The organism is Streptomyces sp. NPDC036815 (assembly GCF_055609205.1).
This window is the reverse complement of the sequence record NZ_JBVJPW010000001.1, coordinates 1,230,026-1,244,404: the sequence shown is the minus strand read 5'-3', so window position 1 is coordinate 1,244,404 and position 14,379 is coordinate 1,230,026. Positions and strand designations below refer to the sequence as shown.

16 protein-coding genes are annotated in these 14,379 nt (G+C 73.2%); 5 read left to right on the top strand and 11 right to left on the bottom strand.

Going from position 1 to position 14,379, the window contains the following annotated elements:
- Positions 1–13: 13 nt before the first annotated feature.
- Positions 14–1,471, bottom strand: a complete 1,458-nt coding sequence (locus tag ACZ69I_RS05560; RefSeq protein WP_470830563.1) for an alkaline phosphatase PhoX — start codon at positions 1,469–1,471, stop codon at positions 14–16.
- 260 nt (positions 1,472–1,731) lie between these two features.
- Here ACZ69I_RS05560 and ACZ69I_RS05555 point away from each other — a divergent pair, with 260 nt between their 5' ends.
- From ACZ69I_RS05555 to ACZ69I_RS05545, 3 genes are all read left to right on the top strand, one after another.
- Positions 1,732–1,971 carry a hypothetical protein gene (locus tag ACZ69I_RS05555; RefSeq protein ID WP_361727140.1) on the top strand — a complete coding sequence of 80 codons (240 nt, stop codon included), beginning with the start codon at positions 1,732–1,734 and terminating at the stop codon, positions 1,969–1,971.
- Positions 1,972–2,037: 66 nt separating this feature from the next.
- On the top strand, positions 2,038–3,204 hold the full coding sequence (locus ACZ69I_RS05550; RefSeq protein ID WP_467667772.1) for a chymotrypsin family serine protease: 1,167 nt from the start codon (positions 2,038–2,040) through the stop codon (positions 3,202–3,204).
- Between the two features lie 26 nt (positions 3,205–3,230).
- Positions 3,231–3,686: a hypothetical protein gene (locus ACZ69I_RS05545; protein WP_467667774.1), complete on the top strand. Its 456-nt coding sequence runs from the start codon at positions 3,231–3,233 to the stop codon at positions 3,684–3,686.
- A 138-nt stretch (positions 3,687–3,824) separates the two neighbouring features.
- Here the strand turns inward: ACZ69I_RS05545 and ACZ69I_RS05540 are convergent, their stop codons facing one another.
- On the bottom strand, positions 3,825–5,273 hold the full coding sequence (locus ACZ69I_RS05540) for a hypothetical protein (RefSeq protein WP_470830562.1): 1,449 nt from the start codon (positions 5,271–5,273) through the stop codon (positions 3,825–3,827).
- 232 nt (positions 5,274–5,505) lie between these two features.
- Here ACZ69I_RS05540 and ACZ69I_RS05535 point away from each other — a divergent pair, with 232 nt between their 5' ends.
- Entirely contained in the window at positions 5,506–7,359 is a 1,854-nt protein-coding gene (locus tag ACZ69I_RS05535) for an endonuclease/exonuclease/phosphatase family protein (protein ID WP_470830561.1), read from the top strand.
- Positions 7,360–7,380: 21 nt separating this feature from the next.
- On the opposite strand, the gene ACZ69I_RS05530 is transcribed toward ACZ69I_RS05535, so the two are convergent.
- From ACZ69I_RS05530 to ACZ69I_RS05500, 7 genes are all read right to left on the bottom strand, one after another.
- The gene (locus ACZ69I_RS05530; protein ID WP_470830560.1) at positions 7,381–8,232 is read right to left on the bottom strand and encodes an SRPBCC family protein; all 852 of its coding nucleotides are present in this window, start codon (positions 8,230–8,232) and stop codon (positions 7,381–7,383) included.
- Between the two features lie 130 nt (positions 8,233–8,362).
- Entirely contained in the window at positions 8,363–9,043 is a 681-nt protein-coding gene (locus tag ACZ69I_RS05525) for an antibiotic biosynthesis monooxygenase (protein ID WP_470830559.1), read from the bottom strand.
- Between the two features lie 230 nt (positions 9,044–9,273).
- Positions 9,274–9,540, bottom strand: coding sequence for a DUF4235 domain-containing protein (locus ACZ69I_RS05520; protein WP_467667784.1), 267 nt, complete (start codon positions 9,538–9,540; stop codon positions 9,274–9,276).
- The gene (locus tag ACZ69I_RS05515; protein WP_467667786.1) at positions 9,537–10,139 is read right to left on the bottom strand and encodes a DUF3618 domain-containing protein; all 603 of its coding nucleotides are present in this window, start codon (positions 10,137–10,139) and stop codon (positions 9,537–9,539) included. The genes ACZ69I_RS05520 and ACZ69I_RS05515 overlap by 4 nt, the downstream gene beginning before the upstream one ends.
- Entirely contained in the window at positions 10,136–10,558 is a 423-nt protein-coding gene (locus ACZ69I_RS05510; RefSeq protein WP_467667788.1) for a phage holin family protein, read from the bottom strand. The genes ACZ69I_RS05515 and ACZ69I_RS05510 overlap by 4 nt, the downstream gene beginning before the upstream one ends.
- Positions 10,559–10,608: 50 nt before the next feature.
- Positions 10,609–11,274, bottom strand: coding sequence for a hypothetical protein (locus ACZ69I_RS05505; RefSeq protein ID WP_470830558.1), 666 nt, complete (start codon positions 11,272–11,274; stop codon positions 10,609–10,611).
- Positions 11,271–11,456 carry a hypothetical protein gene (locus tag ACZ69I_RS05500; RefSeq protein ID WP_470830557.1) on the bottom strand — a complete coding sequence of 62 codons (186 nt, stop codon included), beginning with the start codon at positions 11,454–11,456 and terminating at the stop codon, positions 11,271–11,273. The genes ACZ69I_RS05505 and ACZ69I_RS05500 overlap by 4 nt, the downstream gene beginning before the upstream one ends.
- Before the next feature lie 159 nt (positions 11,457–11,615).
- Between ACZ69I_RS05500 and dapA the strand changes: the two genes are divergently transcribed.
- Positions 11,616–12,518: a 4-hydroxy-tetrahydrodipicolinate synthase gene (gene dapA / locus ACZ69I_RS05495; protein ID WP_467667794.1), complete on the top strand. Its 903-nt coding sequence runs from the start codon at positions 11,616–11,618 to the stop codon at positions 12,516–12,518.
- Here dapA and ACZ69I_RS05490 read toward each other — a convergent pair whose 3' ends face one another.
- Both ACZ69I_RS05490 and ACZ69I_RS05485 read right to left on the bottom strand, forming a co-directional pair.
- Complete coding sequence (locus ACZ69I_RS05490) at positions 12,519–13,745, bottom strand: WD40 repeat domain-containing protein (protein WP_470830556.1); 1,227 nt, start codon at positions 13,743–13,745, stop codon at positions 12,519–12,521.
- Complete coding sequence (locus ACZ69I_RS05485; RefSeq protein ID WP_467670695.1) at positions 13,742–14,302, bottom strand: SigE family RNA polymerase sigma factor; 561 nt, start codon at positions 14,300–14,302, stop codon at positions 13,742–13,744. The genes ACZ69I_RS05490 and ACZ69I_RS05485 overlap by 4 nt, the downstream gene beginning before the upstream one ends.
- Between the last annotated feature and the right edge of the window lie 77 nt (positions 14,303–14,379).

Sequence of the window (14,379 nt, the reverse complement as noted above, 5' to 3'; positions counted from 1 at the left end):
CTCGGGCTGGCTCTCAGCGTCGCCGGCGCCGCCACGGGCCGGTGATCGCGAGCATGATGCCGGGCGTCTGGATGTTGGCGTAGAGCGTCCTGCCGTCGGGCGAGAAGGTGACGCCCGTGAACTCGCTGTACTCGGGCTTCTCCGGCGTCCCCGCGTTGAGTTCGTTGCGCGCGATGGGGTACGTACGGCCGCTCTCGGTCGCGCCGAAGAGGTGCTGGACGCCCTCGCCGTCCTCGGCGATGACCAGCCCGCCGTACGGGGAGACGGTGATGTTGTCGGGGCCGTCGAAGGCGCCGTCCTTCGCCGGGTCGGCGTTCACGCCGAGCAGCACCTTGAGGGTCAGGGTGCGGCGGCCCGGGTGGTAGAACCACACCTGTCCGTCGTGCGGGACGGGGCTCTCGCCGCGGGCGAACGAGGAGACGACGTAGACGCCGCCGTCGCCCCACCACATGCCTTCGAGCTTGCGCGCGCGGGTGATGTCGCCGTCGTCGAACTGCTCGCGCACGGGTACGGTCCGCGCGTCGCGGTCGGGGACCTCGACCCAGTCGACGCCGTATACCGTCCCGGTCTTCGTGGCGCGGGACAGGTCGTCCACGAAACGGCCGCCGGAGTCGTAGCACTTGGGGGCCTTCAGGACGCCCGCGTCGTCGGCGAGGGCGCGCAGCCTGCCGCGGCCGTGCTCGAAGCCGTGCGGCGGGGTCCAGCGGTAGAGGAGGCCGTTGGGCTTCGAGGCGTCCTCGGTGAGGTAGAGGTGGCCGCGCTTGGGGTCGACGACGACGGCCTCGTGGGCGTAGCGGCCCAGCGCCTTGATCGGCTCGGGGGCGCGGTTGGCACGCCGGTCGAGGGGGTCGACCTCGAAGACGTAGCCGTGGTCCTTGGTCATGCCGTTCCTGCCGGCTCTGTCCTCGGTCTCCTCGCAGGTGAGCCAGGTGCCCCAAGGGGTGCTGCCGCCCGCGCAGTTGGTGGCGGTGCCGGCGATGCCGACCCACTCGGCGACGCGCCCGTCGGGGCGGACCTCGACGACGGTGCAGCCGCCGGCCGCGGCCGGGTCGTAGACCAGGCCCTCGGTGAGCGGCACGGGGTGCTGCCACTTGCTGCGGGGGCCGCCGAGCTCGTGGTTGTTGACGAGGAGGGTGGTGCCGCGGGGGCCGCGGAAGGTGGCGGTGCCGTCGTGGTGGGAGGGGGTGAACTCACCGCTCTCCAGTCGCGTCCTGCCGCTGTGCGTGAGGACGCGGTACGAGAATCCGGCGGGCAGCGCGAGCAGGCCCTCCGGGTCGGGGATCAGCGGACCGTAGCCGGGGCCGTGGGGAGCGTGGCCCGGGGCGCCGTCCGCCGTCTCCTGGTCGTCCTGGAGGTCCGTCGCGGCCAGCGCGCCGGGCGCGGTGGCCAGCGCGCCGACGCTGCCGGCCAGCGCGATGCCCGCGCCGGTGGCCGCGGTGCGTCCGGCGAAATCCCTGCGGGTGAGCGTCATGGTTACTCCTGAGGGCGCGTGGGCGGGTGCGTACGGCCGGGCTGCTTCCGGCGCCACCGTCGCGCCCGTGCGTGAACGGGGGTTGAACCCCGCCCGACGGCGGGAGGTCGCGTTCCGTGAACCTGCCGGGCCCCTCCCCCGCGCCCGCCCCCGACCGCCAGGAAAGCGAAGAATCACCGCAGAACACCTTGACCCGCGATGCCCACGGCAATAGACAGCACGTACGTGCACACGCACCACCGCGCGGGGAGGCGAGCCGAGTGGACGCACATCAGGCACGCAGCCTCCATGAGGGCCGGCTGATGCGGCTGGCCAATGTCACCGGAGTCGGCACCGGCAGGGATGAGCACTCGGGCCAGGACGTGATCGTCGTCTTCGTCACGCACCGGGTGCCCCGCGACCGCCTCCGGGACGAAGACGTGGTTCCGGACACGCTGGACGGCGTCCCCGTACGCGTACTCGCCATCGGCGAAGTCGACGCGCAGGACGGCGGGTCGTAGCGAGAGCGACGCCCGAGCGCGCACCGGAGCTCCCACCCTTCGAAGGGGAAGAGGTGGTCTGGCGTGGTGAGCCAGCCCGAACTGATGCGAGGACCCACCGGCGGTCAGCTGAGCGACAGCTCCCGTCAGCAGGCGATGTCCGACTTCCTGCGGCCCCAGCAGCCGCTGGCCAACGTCGTCGGCTTCGGCCACGGCGTGAAGTGGAGCGACGGGGAGCCCACCGGCGAGCCCGCCGTCATCGTGTTCGTCACCCAGAAGGTCCCGGAGTCCATGCTTCCCGAGCGGGACGTGGTCCCGCGCCAGATGGACGACGGCACCCCGACCGACATCGTCGCGGTGGGCCACATCGCGGCGCAGCGCGGCAGGCAGAGCAGGCCCGGCGGCCGGCGGGCCGAGGACCGCGCGCCGGGCGCGTACGACCCGGACGTCAGCATCAGTGAGCAGCTCTCGGGGCTCGGGCAGCCGCAGCTCGAAGAGCTCGCCGGGCACGGCGCGTTCGAGCCGCAGCTCCTCAAGCGCCGGATGCGCCCGTGCCCCTCCGGCTTCTCGGTCGGCAACGTCCGGGTGACCGCGGGCACGCTCGGCAGCGTGGTCTACGACTTCCTGCCCGGTGCCTCCGTCGACCCGCCCGGCTCCGGTCTCGGCGTCCCGGCGAAGTTCTACGTCCTCTCCAACAACCACGTGCTCGCCGACTCCAACCGGGCGCAGCTGGGCAGCGCGATCGTGCAGCCGGGCGTCTTCGACGGCGGGCAGGACCCGGCGGACCGCATCGCGACCCTGGAGCGCTTCATCACGATCCAGTTCGCGCCGCAGATCCCGCTGGAGCGGCACAACAACGTGGTGGACGCGGCGCTCGGCGCGGTCGACTTCCAGGACGCGACGCGGGAGCAGTACTTCAGCGGCGCCCCGCGCGCCTGGCGGCGCAAGGCCAACGTGGCCGTCGGCGACCTGGTGAAGAAGTCCGGCAGGACGACGAACATCAGCTTCGGCCGGATCATCGCGGTCGACGCGACCGTCGACGTGAACTACGGCACCGCGGGCACGGCCCGGTTCAAGGACCAGATCGTCACGACGAACATCTCGGCGGGCGGCGACTCCGGTTCGCTCGTCACCTCGCAGGACGACGTGGCGGTGGGTCTGCTCTTCGCCGGTTCCTCGGTCGCGACCATCGTCAACCACATCGAGAACGTCCGCGCGCTGCTGCGCGTGGAGATCGCCGAGCTGCTGGCCTGACGGTCAGGACGGAAGGAGGGTTTCCCGTGACCACTCAGGCACGCAAGCAGAAGGGCGGCCAGCCGCGGACGTCGGAGCACCGCTTCCACAATCCGCAGGGCGCCGAGGTCAAGACGCGCGACGAGGCGTTCGCCGCGCCGATGGCCGAGGTGTCGGCCGAGGCCCTGTCGACGGAGTGCAAGCTGACGCTCCACAACGGCGCCGTCACCTTCGCCATCACGGTGAAGTACCACCCCAACACCTATCCGCACGTGGTGACCGGGGGCCAGATCACGTCCGGCATCTGTGGCGCGCCGTGGGACATCACGGGCGGCACGATCGGCGAGACGATCCGGCTCGACGCCAAGCGTGCCGGACAGGGCTCGTGCGCGACCACGATCACGATCGTGGGCGAGTTCCAGAATCCGCCGGCGTACCGGGGGACGTACGGCTTCGACGGGGCGTCGTCCTCGTTCAAGCACACGACTCGCTACGAGTGCTGAGGCCTCCGGCGGGGTGAGAGGATCCCCGGGTGGACCTGGAAGTCAGGTCCACCCGGGCTGCCGTCGATCGCCCTCCGGGCTCGTCCTCCGTCGTCGGACGGGCTCGAACATCTCGATCGGCGGCCGGGCTTGAGCTCGCTACAGGTTCCGCGCCTTGAAGGCCGCCTTGCGGGCCTCCTTCGCCACCTTCTTGTCCGGGTGCAGGCGGCCCATCGCCTCCAGGACGTCCGCGGTGGCGGGGTGCTCGACCCGCCAGGCCGTGGCGAAGAAGCCGCTGTGCTGCTGCGCGAGGCCCTCGACCAGGCCCTGCAGCTCGTCCGAGTTGCCCTCGGCGGCGAGCTGCGCGGCGAGCGTGTCGATGGTCAGCCAGAAGATGAGGCCCTCGGAGGGCGCGGGCACGTCCGCGGCGTCGTGCTCGGCGAGCCAGACCCGGGCGAGACCGCCGAGCTCCGGGTCGTCGAGGACCTCGCGCAGCGCGGGCTCCGCCTCGTTCCCGACCAGGGAGAGCGCCTGCTGGCAGCGGAGCCTGCGCAGCGGCGCGCCCTCGTCGCCGCCGCGCGCCGCGGACAGCAACTCCCTCGCGGCGCCCAGCGGTTCGTGCCGGGAGAGCCACTGCTCGATCTCCGCCTGTGCGGCGTGCTGCGGGAAGCCGGAGGTGCCGGCGAGCAGTACGTCGGCGCCCTTGTCCGCGAGGTCGCCGACGGCGGGCGCGTCGACGCCGGCCTCCAGCATGCGGGCGCGGACGCCGTACAGGCCGAGGGGGGTGAGGCGGACCATGCCGTAGCGGCTGACGTCCTCGTCGTCGAGCGGGGCGGGCTCCTCGGCGCTCTGGTCGTCGATGTCGGCCATGAGCGCCTCGTCGACCGGCTGGTACTCGACGAGCCCGAGCGGTTCGAAGAGCCGGAACTGGTCGTCGAGCTTCATCATCGCGTCCGACACCTGCTCCAGGACGTCGTCCGTGGGCTCGCCCATGTCGTCGGGGACGATCATCGAGGCGGCGAGCGCGGGCAGCGGCACCGGGCCCTCGCCGCCCGCGGCGTCGCCCACGGTGAGCAGGTAGAGGTTGCCGAGGACGCCGTCCAGGAAGTCCGCCTCGGCCTGCGGGTCCCAGCCGAGCTCGTCGAAGTCGACCTCGCCGTTCTCCTCCAGGACGTCCAGGAGGTTCTCCATGTCGGGCACGGTGGCGTCCGCGTACACGGTGTCGAGGGCGCCGAGCCAGACGCCGAGGACGTCCTGCGGGCTGCCCGCGGAGAGCACCGCGAGGTCCTCGCCCTGGGCGACGGTGCCGTCCGCGCCCTCCTCCTCGGCGTCCGTGACGTCGACGAGGCCGGTGTCCACCGCGACCCGCCAGGCCTCGCTCGCGTACGCGGCGGAGTCCGGGTCGTCCGACGAGAGCCCCAGCTCGGCCGCGGCCGCCGGGAGCTGCGCGTCGACGAGCTCGCCGCCCGCGCCGACCCGGGTCCCGGGCCCCGCCCAGCGGGCGAGCCGCACGGCGCGGGAGAGCAGCGGAGTGGCGAGCGCGGCCCGCGCGAGTTCCGCTTCGGAGTGCAGCAGCACCGGCGGCAGGGTGGCGGGACTTACGGACATCGTCTGGTTCTCCTCCGGAGGTGCGGGACGCCGAGTGTTCGGGTCGGCAGAGCGCAAGCCTAGACAATTTGGCAGCATGCCGCCCGGTTCATGTCCCTGTCAGAAGACGTACAGGTAATGCGCCCCCGCAGAACCTTGACAACTCCCCTGGTCACACAAGAGATTGACGCGCGTAGAGCACCCGTCAGGGCGCCTGCTGTCCTCTCCGTCTTCCCTCACCCGGAGTTTCCCGATGCCGCACATACCGTCGCCCCGCGTCCCGAGATCCGCCGCCGTCGGCGCCGTGGTCGCCACCGCCCTCGCGGCGGGCCTGCTCGTGGCCGGCTCCCCGGCCGCCTCCGCCGACGCGGTCCGCGTCCACGACATCCAGGGCACCACCCGCGTCTCGCCCCTCGCGGGGCAGCAGGTCACGGACGTCGCGGGCATCGTCACCGGCGTCCGCGGCTACGGCTCGAAGGGCTTCTGGATCCAGTCGGCCGACGGCGACGCCGACGAGAACGCGGCCACCAGCGAGGCGGTCTTCGTCTTCACCGGCTCGGCGGCGCTCACCGTCGAGCCGGGGGACGCGGTCCGGGTCTCCGGGACGGTCGGGGAGTACGTGCCCGGGGGCACCGGCTCCGGCAACCAGTCCCTCACCCAGATCACCAAGCCGACGGTGACCGTCGAGTCGTCCGGCAACCCGCTGCCCGCGCCGGTCACCCTCGACGCGAAGTCCGTGCCCGCCGCGTACGCGCCCGTCGGCGATCCCGCGCAGGGCGGCAGCATCAACGCGCTGCCGCTGAAGCCCCGTTCGTACGCCCTGGACCTGTACGAGTCCCTGGAGGGCATGAACGTACGGATCGGCGGCTCGCGCGTGGTCGGCGCGACCGACGCGTACAACGAGCTGTGGGTGACGGTGAAGAAGCACGAGAACCCCAGCCGGCGCGGCGGCACCGTCTACGGCTCGTACGACGCGCAGAACGGCGGGCGGCTGCAGATCCAGCAGCTCGCCCCGGTCTCCGAGCGGCCCTTCCCCAAGGCGGACGTCGGTGACGTGCTGCGGGGCGGCGCCGAAGGGCCCCTGGACTTCAACCAGTTCGGCGGCTACACCCTCGTGGCGCGTGAACTCGGCGAGGTCGTGGGCAAGGGCCTCACGCGCGAGAAGACGCGGCGCCAGGCCAAGGGCGAGCTCGCCGTGGCCACGTACAACGTCGAGAACCTCGACCCGACCGACCCGCAGCAGAAGTTCGACGCGCTCGCCGGGGCCGTCGTCTCGAACCTCTCCTCGCCCGACATCGTCGCCCTGGAGGAGATCCAGGACGACAACGGCGCGAAGAACGACGGCACGGTCTCCGCGGAGGCGACCCTGAAGAAGTTCACCGACGCGGTCGTGGCCGCGGGCGGGCCGCGCTACGCGTGGCGTTCCGTCGACCCGGCGAACAACAAGGACGGCGGGGAGCCGGGCGGCAACATCCGGCAGGTCTTCCTCTACAACCCGGCGCGGGTCTCCTTCACCGAGCGCGCGCCCGGCGACGCCACGACCCGCACCGAGGTCGTGCGCGAGGGGAAGCGGGCCGCGCTGAGCCACTCCCCGGGGCGCGTGGACCCGGCGAACGCGGCGTGGGCGGACAGCCGCAAGCCGCTGGCGGGTGAGTTCGTCTTCCGCGGCCGCACGGTCTTCGTGATCGCCAACCACTTCGGTTCCAAGGGCGGCGACGAGGGGCTGACCTCGCACCACCAGCCGCCGAAGCGCTCCTCCGAGGCCAAGCGGCTGCTGCAGGCGCAGGCCGTGAACGGCTTCGTGAAGGACCTCCGCAAGGTCCAGCGCGACGCCGACGTCGTCGTGCTCGGCGACATCAACGACTTCGAGTTCTCGGCGGCCACCAAGGCCCTGGAGGACGGCGGCGCGCTGCGCTCGGCCGTCAGGTCACTGCCCAGGAGCGAGCGCTACTCGTACGTCTACCAGGGCAACGCGCAGGTCCTCGACCAGATCCTGACCAGTCCGGGGGTGGGCGACGACTTCCGCTACGACAGCGTGCACATCAACGCGGAGTTCGCCGAGCAGAACAGCGATCACGACCCGCAGGTGCTGCGTTTCCGGCCGTAGTCCGGGGGCTGTCGGACCGCCTCAGCCGTAGAGGTGGTCCAGCCAGTCCTGCCAGGCCAGTTCGGCGCCCTTGGCATTTGCGTGCGCGCCGAAGTCGTGGACGCTGACGGAGACCGGGGCGCCGAAGTGGTTGCGGCCGAAGAACCGGTGGAGCGTCTCGTCCGTGCGCAGGCCGATGAAGTACCGGCTGCGGAAGTCGATCACCGCGTCCAGTTCCCCGCCGGGGGCCTGGGCGCGGACGCGGGCGCCGTCCGTGGCGTCGTCGGGCAGGCCGAGGGCGCGGGCGAGCCTGCCGAAGGCGTCCGGGGCGAGGGAGGCGAGCGGGCCGTTGACGGCGGAGAAGGCGACGGGACGGCCCGCGAAGTACGCCATGTACTGGCCCAGGGTGTGCAGGTGGAAGTCGGTGTGCCGGACGGCGCTCTCGTACTGCGTGTCCGCATGGCCGACGAAGACGCCGCTGCGGGCGTAGCGCAGCCAGGAGCGGCGCCCGCCGTCGCGGGGCTCGATGGTGTGGTCGAGCTGGCTCAGGGTCTGGCCCGGCACGCCGTCCGGGTCCTCGACGCGGGCGGTGAGGCGGTGGGGCGGGTCCCAGCGGGTGACGGTGCCGCCGGAGGGGGCGGCGCCGCCCTCGCGGGGCTCGTACTCCATGGGCCACAGCCAGCCGGCGGTGCCGGTGGTCAGGGCGGCCCAGAGCTGGGCCGGAGCCCCCTCGACCTCGAACTCCCTGACGATCTCGAAAGCCTCGCCTCCGCCGTCGGCCGCGCCGGTCCCCTCGGCGGCCACGGACCGGTCGGCACCGGCCTTGCCCCGGCCGGACCTGCGCCGGGAAGGCCTGCCGGACCTCCCCCGGCCCGCCCTGTCGTCGCCGCTCATACCGGCCCCCCGGGAGCGGTACCGGGGGACGGGGGCGGAGCAGCGGTGACGTCCGGCATGACCCCACCGTCCCGCCGACCCCATGCGCTGTCCAGGCGGGCGGGGCGGGTGGCGGGAGGTGGCCGGTAATCTACGCCTTGCTCGGTACGAAGCCGTACGCGAACCGGTACCGGGCGACCGCTCCGCCGCGGGCTTCGTCCCGCGCCCCCTCCCACGCCCCGTAAGCCTCCTCGCTCTCCCACTCGGCGTAGTCGAGAACGCGCCCACCGTCCGTGGTGAGGTGGAAGTGGGCGGCGTACGGCCCGCGCCCCTCGGCCCGCTCGGCGTCCAGGGCCTCGATCGCCGCGTCCGCCCAGGCCCGCGGCCGGTCGTCGCCGGGGCCCTCGAAGTCGGCCTGGGCGACCACGATCGCGCCCGGCTCACGTCCCTCGCGCCCGCCGCCGTCGGTCCAACTGCGGTACAGGCGGGTCTTGTTCAGGCCGAGCCGCTCGATGCCCGGCACGGCCGCGTCGATGTCGGCGTTCCTGGCGTCCCTGCCGTTCCCTGAGCTCGCGAAGAAGTCCTGGTAGGCCTCATCGTCCCGCCACTGCGAGCGGTGCATGACGGTCGAGCCGTCTGATCCCGCGTACACCGTGTAGGAGAGCAGCCCCTCGTGGGGCCAGGGGCGGGACTCCCACGCCTTCGCGATGGCGTCCAGGGTGGCCCGCTGCCGCTCGGGCGTGCCGGTGCTCCAGGTGCTGAGGAAGGTGAGGCCGCCGCTGCGGGCCGGGTCGGGCAGGGTGCGGGTGCGGTGGGTGGAGATCGCGGGCATGGCGGACCGTCCGTCTCGGTGGTGTCGGTACCGGCGCCGGGCCGGGGCCCGGCCCGGCGGGGCCACGGACAACCCTGCGACTTCAACCAAGGTTGAGGTCAAGCCCGTCCGTGACCCGGCCGCGTACGGGATCGAGCTGCCGGTGGGCCGCACGCCCGCCTGCGAGGAGATGGTGACGATGCTGACCGCGCCGATCATGCCGGACGGGCGTGGGCGGGCCGTCGTGCACGTCAGCCCGGCCAGCGGCCGGTCAGGCGTCGCACGCCGACCGCGCCGCCGCGGTCCACGGCGGCCCTGACCACGGCGAAGATCGCGCCCTGCAGCGCCGCGGCGGCGAGGATCTCGCCCCAGTCACGGTCCTCGTCGTGCGCGTCCGGGGCGTCGTCCTCGCCCGCCACCGCCTTCCAGGTGCGCTGGAACAGCGCGCTCGCGGCCAGGCCGCCCACCATGCCGAAGGCCATGCCGAGCGGCTTGTAGAGCAGCTTGACCCCGCTCATCGGCGACCCGCCCGCCTGCGACGGCGCAGCGCCGCGTAGGCGATCAGGACGCCCGCTCCCGCCGCGAGGAAGGTCTTCGGGTGGCGCCCGCCGGTCCGTACGACGCCGCTCGCGGCGTTCCGCACGGGCTCGGGCGTACTGTCCTGCACCCGGCGCGCGGCCTCGGCCACCTTCTCCTCGGCCTGCACCACGGCCGGGTGCTGCTCCGCGCGCGCCTTGCCGTCGAGCACGGCCCCCTTGGCCCGCTCGGCGCCCTCCGCCGCCTTGCCCTTGACCAGGGCCGCGCCCTCGGCCGCCATGCCCTTGGCGCGGGCCGCGCCCTCGGCCGTCACGCTCTTCGCGTGCTCCGCCTCGTCCGCCGCCTTGCCCTTCGCGCGCGCCGCCTGTTCCGTCACCTTGTCCTTCACCTGTGCCGCCGTCCCTTGTACCTGGTCCTTGACCACTGCCGCCCGGTGCCGGGCGCGGGCCTTCACGTCCGCTTTCGCCGCCAGTTCCTCGACGGTCTCGCCGAGGCGCCCACGGGTGTCCTCGATCTGCCGGCGCAGTTCGTCCGGCCCCTTCACGCCCGTGTTCTCGGAATCCTTCGGCGTATTCGTCATCGGTGCGCCCTTCCCTTGATCTCTTCGACGTCCGCCTTGACGCTGTTCATCGCCTCCTGCGGTACGGGCGGTACCGCGCGGGCCAGCTGCCCGCGGCCCACCACGGCCAGTACCGCCGCCACGACGAAGAGCACGCCGGTGACGATCAGCGCGGCGGCCCATACGGGCATCGCCAGGGAGAGGGCCGCGGCCGCCGTGGCCGACAGCGCCATGAGGCCGACGTACGAGACCGCGCCGGCCGCTCCGAGGAGCCCTCCGCCGCGTCCCGCCCGTTTGCCCTTCTCGGTCATCTCCTGGGCGGCGAGCCGCATTTCCTGTCGTACGAGTTCCGAAATCTGCGCGGTGGCCTGCTCGACGAGCTCTCCCACCGAGTGCTGCGCGTGCTCGCGCGTGGGCTGCTCACCCATGGTCCCGGTCACAGTTTCGCCTCCCTCCTTCTGGGAGGCCCGGGTACCCGGGCGGAGCCGCGCTATCCCCGCTGCTCCCCGGTGAACCGCGCCAATTCCGCTTGGAACCAGTCCAGTCGTGCCTGCAGGAGCGCGGCCTCGGCCATCAGCTCGGGCACGCCGAGTCCGGCGGGGGCGCTCCCGGTCGCGGGCGGCGCGGCCGCGACCACCCGCAGCCCCTCCCCCGCGAGCCGGGCGAACTCCGCGACGGACAGCGCCTGTCGCCCGCCCCGGCACCGCCCGCACGCCGCCTCGACCACCCGCCAGCCGGGCACGCCACGGCCGGCGTCGGCGAGCAGCGAGGCCGTGGCGCCGCACGGGCAGGGCGGCAGGGTCGCGCCGCGCACCCGCTGCCTGGCGTACCGGAAGCCGCGTTCGAAGCGGATGTACGCGCCGAGCACCGTCACTTCGAGGACAGCCGCCCCGCGGTGCTCGGCGGTGCACAGCAGGGCCTCGGCCTCCGCGCGGTCGTGGACGCAGTGGAAGCCGCAGTCGCAGCGGCGGTGCGGGGCGCGGTGCCGTCTGCCGTAGCCGCAGCTCGCCTCGTCGAGCACGCCGTACGGCAGGGCCGCGCCGAGGGAGACGCCGGTGAAGCCCGCCCGGGTGCCGTCGTGGGACAGCACCGGGCGGGCGATCTTGTATCCGGTGGGCGGCTCCGTCGGGCGTTCCTCGGGGAGCCGCAGCCTCATCGGGCGCCCGTGGCCTCGACTCGCCGTTCCCGCGCGGCGGGCTCGCGCGGTTCCGCATCGGGTGCGGGCACGGCCTTCCCGGGCTCCGTGGGCCGCTCCTCGTACCGTTGCTCGTACCGCTCCTCGTACCGCGCGGGCCGCTCTTCGGCAATGCCGGTGGAGAGTGCCTTGCCGAGCTTCATGACGCCTCCTGGGGACCGACTGTCCCGCCATAGTGGCCCACACGGGGGCGAGTTGGCACTAGTACCTCCCCGCGCCCGCCCGATCTCGTAGCCCTTCTGTCCATTACCTCGTAGAAGAATTAAGTAGAGCTTTAGCGACGGGGTCCCGAGACTGCACTCATGACCTCCCGAGCCGCAGCACCCCTCGGTCGCGCCCTCTGCGCGATGATCACTCCCTTCACCGCCGAGGGCCTCCTCGACCTCGACGGCGCCCAGCGCCTCGCCGATCACCTGGTGTCCGGGGGCTGCGACGGACTCGTCCTGTCCGGCACGACCGGTGAGTCGCCGACCACCTCCGACGACGAGAAGGCGGCGCTCGTGCGGGCCGTGGCGGACGCGGTCGGCGACCGCGCGTCCGTCGTCGCGGGTGTCGCGAGCAACGACACCCGGCACGCCGTCGAGCTGGCGCTGGGGGCCGAGAAGGCGGGCGCCGACGGCCTGTTGGTCCTCACGCCGTACTACAGCCTGCCGCCGCAGGACGCCGTCGAGGCGCACTTCCGCACGGTCACCGACGCCTGTGGGCTCCCGGTCCTGCTCTACGACATCCCGGGCCGCACCGGCACGCGCATCGCGACGGAGACGGTGCTGCGGCTCGCGGACCACCCGCGGATCGTCGGCGTGAAGGACTGCGCGTACGACCTGCTGGGCAGTCAGAAGGCCATGCACGAGACGGAGTTGGCGTACTACGCGGGCTGCGACGAGTTCCATCTCGCGCTGTACGCGGTGGGCGGCGCCGGCTGCGTCAGCACGGTGGCCAACGCGCTGCCCGGCCTGCCGCGGGCGGTCTTCGACGCGTTCGACGCCGGTGACACGCAGCGCGCGCGGCGGCTGCAGCTGGCCGCCACCCCGCTGATCGAGGCGATGATGGCGTCGGGCCTGCCCGGCGCGGTCACGGCGAAGGCCGTGCTCGGCGCGGCGGGGCTGCCCGCGGGCCCGGTCCGGGCACCGCTGCTGCCCGCCGGCCGCGAGGCGACCGACGGGCTGCTGGCCGTGTACGAGGAGGTCCGGGCCGCGGTGCGGTGATCAGCGCCGGGCGAAGACCGGCGTCCAGCGCTCGGCGCCGTCGGCCTTGGACGAGCGGAAGCCGCTGAGCGGGACGGTCTTCCTGCTCCCGACGGTGACGAGGACGAGCCGACTGCGGTACTCGCTCGTGCCGGGCTCGATGTCCCAGGCGATGAGCCGCTTGGCGTCGGCCCAGGCGAGGAGCTGCTGGCCGGGCAGTTTGGCGACCCGCTTGCCGGTGAGGGGGTCGAGGACCTCGGTGGCGGTGGTGCCGCCGCTGCCCGCGAAGTCACCGGCGGCGAGCTTCCCGTCCGGGGAGAGCCGGGCCTCGACGGCCCAGGACAGGTGCCTCTCCCGTGCGGGCGCGCTCTTCTTCCGCCCCGCGAAGTCGTAGTACTGCTCGCTCGGTTCGCGGATGCGGCCCGTGTGGACCAGCGAGCCGTCCTGGCTGAAGTCGAAGTCCTGGCGGGTGTTGATGTCCGAGAACCCCCATCCGCCGGACTTGGTCTTCACCTCGCTCCAGCTGCCCTTGCCGGAGGCCACGTCGAGGACGTAGAAGCCGGTCCTGGTCGGGTCGGCGGGCCCCGGCTCCTCGTGCTTGCCGTCGCTGATCGGCCGGTCCTTGTCGAGCCGGTCGGGGTCGTCCGCGTACGTCGTCGCGACGAGCTTCCTGCCGTCGGGCGAGAACTCGACGCCGCCGACCCCGCGGTCCACCGGGATCCAGCGCTCGACCTCGCCGGTCATCAGGTTCAGCAGGCCGATCCGCCGGGTCGGCAGGCCGCGTTCCAGGACGGCGGCGGTCCGCATGCCGGGCGCGATGTCGAGCCAGGACCAGCGGGGGGCCTCGCGGTAGGTGCCGGTCCGCTGGTCGAGGAGCCGGTAGGTGCGGGTGAAGACCGCGTCGCCGTCCGGTTGCCGGACACTCCTGCTCGTGCTGTACGCGGCGAGGGCCATGTCACCCGCGGCGATCAGCTCCCGGGGCGGCGTCTGGCCGGGACGCGCGATGACGTCGTCGCCCTGGAGCTCACTCGCCGGGCGCGGCTCCTGACTCCCGGAGTCGTGTCCGATGACCGGCACCGCCACCGCGACGACGGCGGCCGCCGCCGCGACGAGCGAAGTGCCCACGACCGCCCGGGTCCTGCGCCGCTTGCGCGCGGCGAGCACGCGGTCGGCGAAGTCCCCCGGCACGGGCGCCCCTCGGTCCGCCTGTTCGCGCAGCGCGTCGCGCACCAGATCTGCCACGTTCACGGTCGTACCTCCAGAGGCGAGAAGTCGGCGGACGCGGGCCGCTCGGCGGTGTCGTGGCGGTCGAGGTGCGCGAGCTCGGGCGCGAGGCCCCGCAGCCGGGCGAGGGAGCGGTGCGTGGTGCTGCGCACGGTGCCGACGGAGCAGCCGAGGACGGCGGCCACCTCCGCCTCCGGCAGGTCCTCGAAGTAGCGCAGGACGAGCACCGTCCGCTGCCGCGCGGTGAGTTTGGCGAGGGCGCCGCGCATCACGATGCGCAGCTCCGCCGCGGACGTGCCGTCCCCCGACGCGGCACGTTCCGGCGGTTCGGCGACGGCCAGTTCGCGTCGCGGCCACTTCAGCCGCCACCTGCTGACCTGCTGCCGGTACAGGATCCGGCGGACGTACGCCTCCGGCTCGTCGATGCGCTGCCACCGCCCCGCCGCCCTGACGAGCGCGGTCTGCAGCAGGTCCTCGCCCGCGTGCCGGTCGCCCCCGCTGAGCAGTACGGCGGTCTTCAGCAGCGCCGACGATCTGGTCTCCACGAACTCCCGGAAACTGTCCTGCTCATGGGCATCCATCGTCACCTTCGCTCCCTGGTGGGCCTGTTGCCCTCCCGCATGGATGGGGACGGGTCCGCAGGGCCCCCGCTATGCCT

What these genes read in the sequence shown, in the direction of transcription:
- ACZ69I_RS05520 (WP_467667784.1), bottom strand. Translation starts at nt 9,540, where the DNA reads ATGAGCGGGGTCAAGCTGCTCTACAAGCCGCTCGGCATGGCCTTCGGC.
- ACZ69I_RS05485 (WP_467670695.1), bottom strand. Translation starts at nt 14,302, where the DNA reads ATGGATGCCCATGAGCAGGACAGTTTCCGGGAGTTCGTGGAGACCAGA.
- ACZ69I_RS05525 (WP_470830559.1), bottom strand. Translation starts at nt 9,043, where the DNA reads ATGCCCGCGATCTCCACCCACCGCACCCGCACCCTGCCCGACCCGGCC.
- ACZ69I_RS05500 (WP_470830557.1), bottom strand. Translation starts at nt 11,456, where the DNA reads ATGAAGCTCGGCAAGGCACTCTCCACCGGCATTGCCGAAGAGCGGCCC.
- ACZ69I_RS05505 (WP_470830558.1), bottom strand. Translation starts at nt 11,274, where the DNA reads ATGAGGCTGCGGCTCCCCGAGGAACGCCCGACGGAGCCGCCCACCGGA.
- ACZ69I_RS05540 (WP_470830562.1), bottom strand. Translation starts at nt 5,273, where the DNA reads ATGTCCGTAAGTCCCGCCACCCTGCCGCCGGTGCTGCTGCACTCCGAA.
- dapA (WP_467667794.1), top strand. Translation starts at nt 11,616, where the DNA reads ATGACCTCCCGAGCCGCAGCACCCCTCGGTCGCGCCCTCTGCGCGATG.
- ACZ69I_RS05535 (WP_470830561.1), top strand. Translation starts at nt 5,506, where the DNA reads ATGCCGCACATACCGTCGCCCCGCGTCCCGAGATCCGCCGCCGTCGGC.
- ACZ69I_RS05560 (WP_470830563.1), bottom strand. Translation starts at nt 1,471, where the DNA reads ATGACGCTCACCCGCAGGGATTTCGCCGGACGCACCGCGGCCACCGGC.
- ACZ69I_RS05530 (WP_470830560.1), bottom strand. Translation starts at nt 8,232, where the DNA reads ATGAGCGGCGACGACAGGGCGGGCCGGGGGAGGTCCGGCAGGCCTTCC.
- ACZ69I_RS05515 (WP_467667786.1), bottom strand. Translation starts at nt 10,139, where the DNA reads ATGACGAATACGCCGAAGGATTCCGAGAACACGGGCGTGAAGGGGCCG.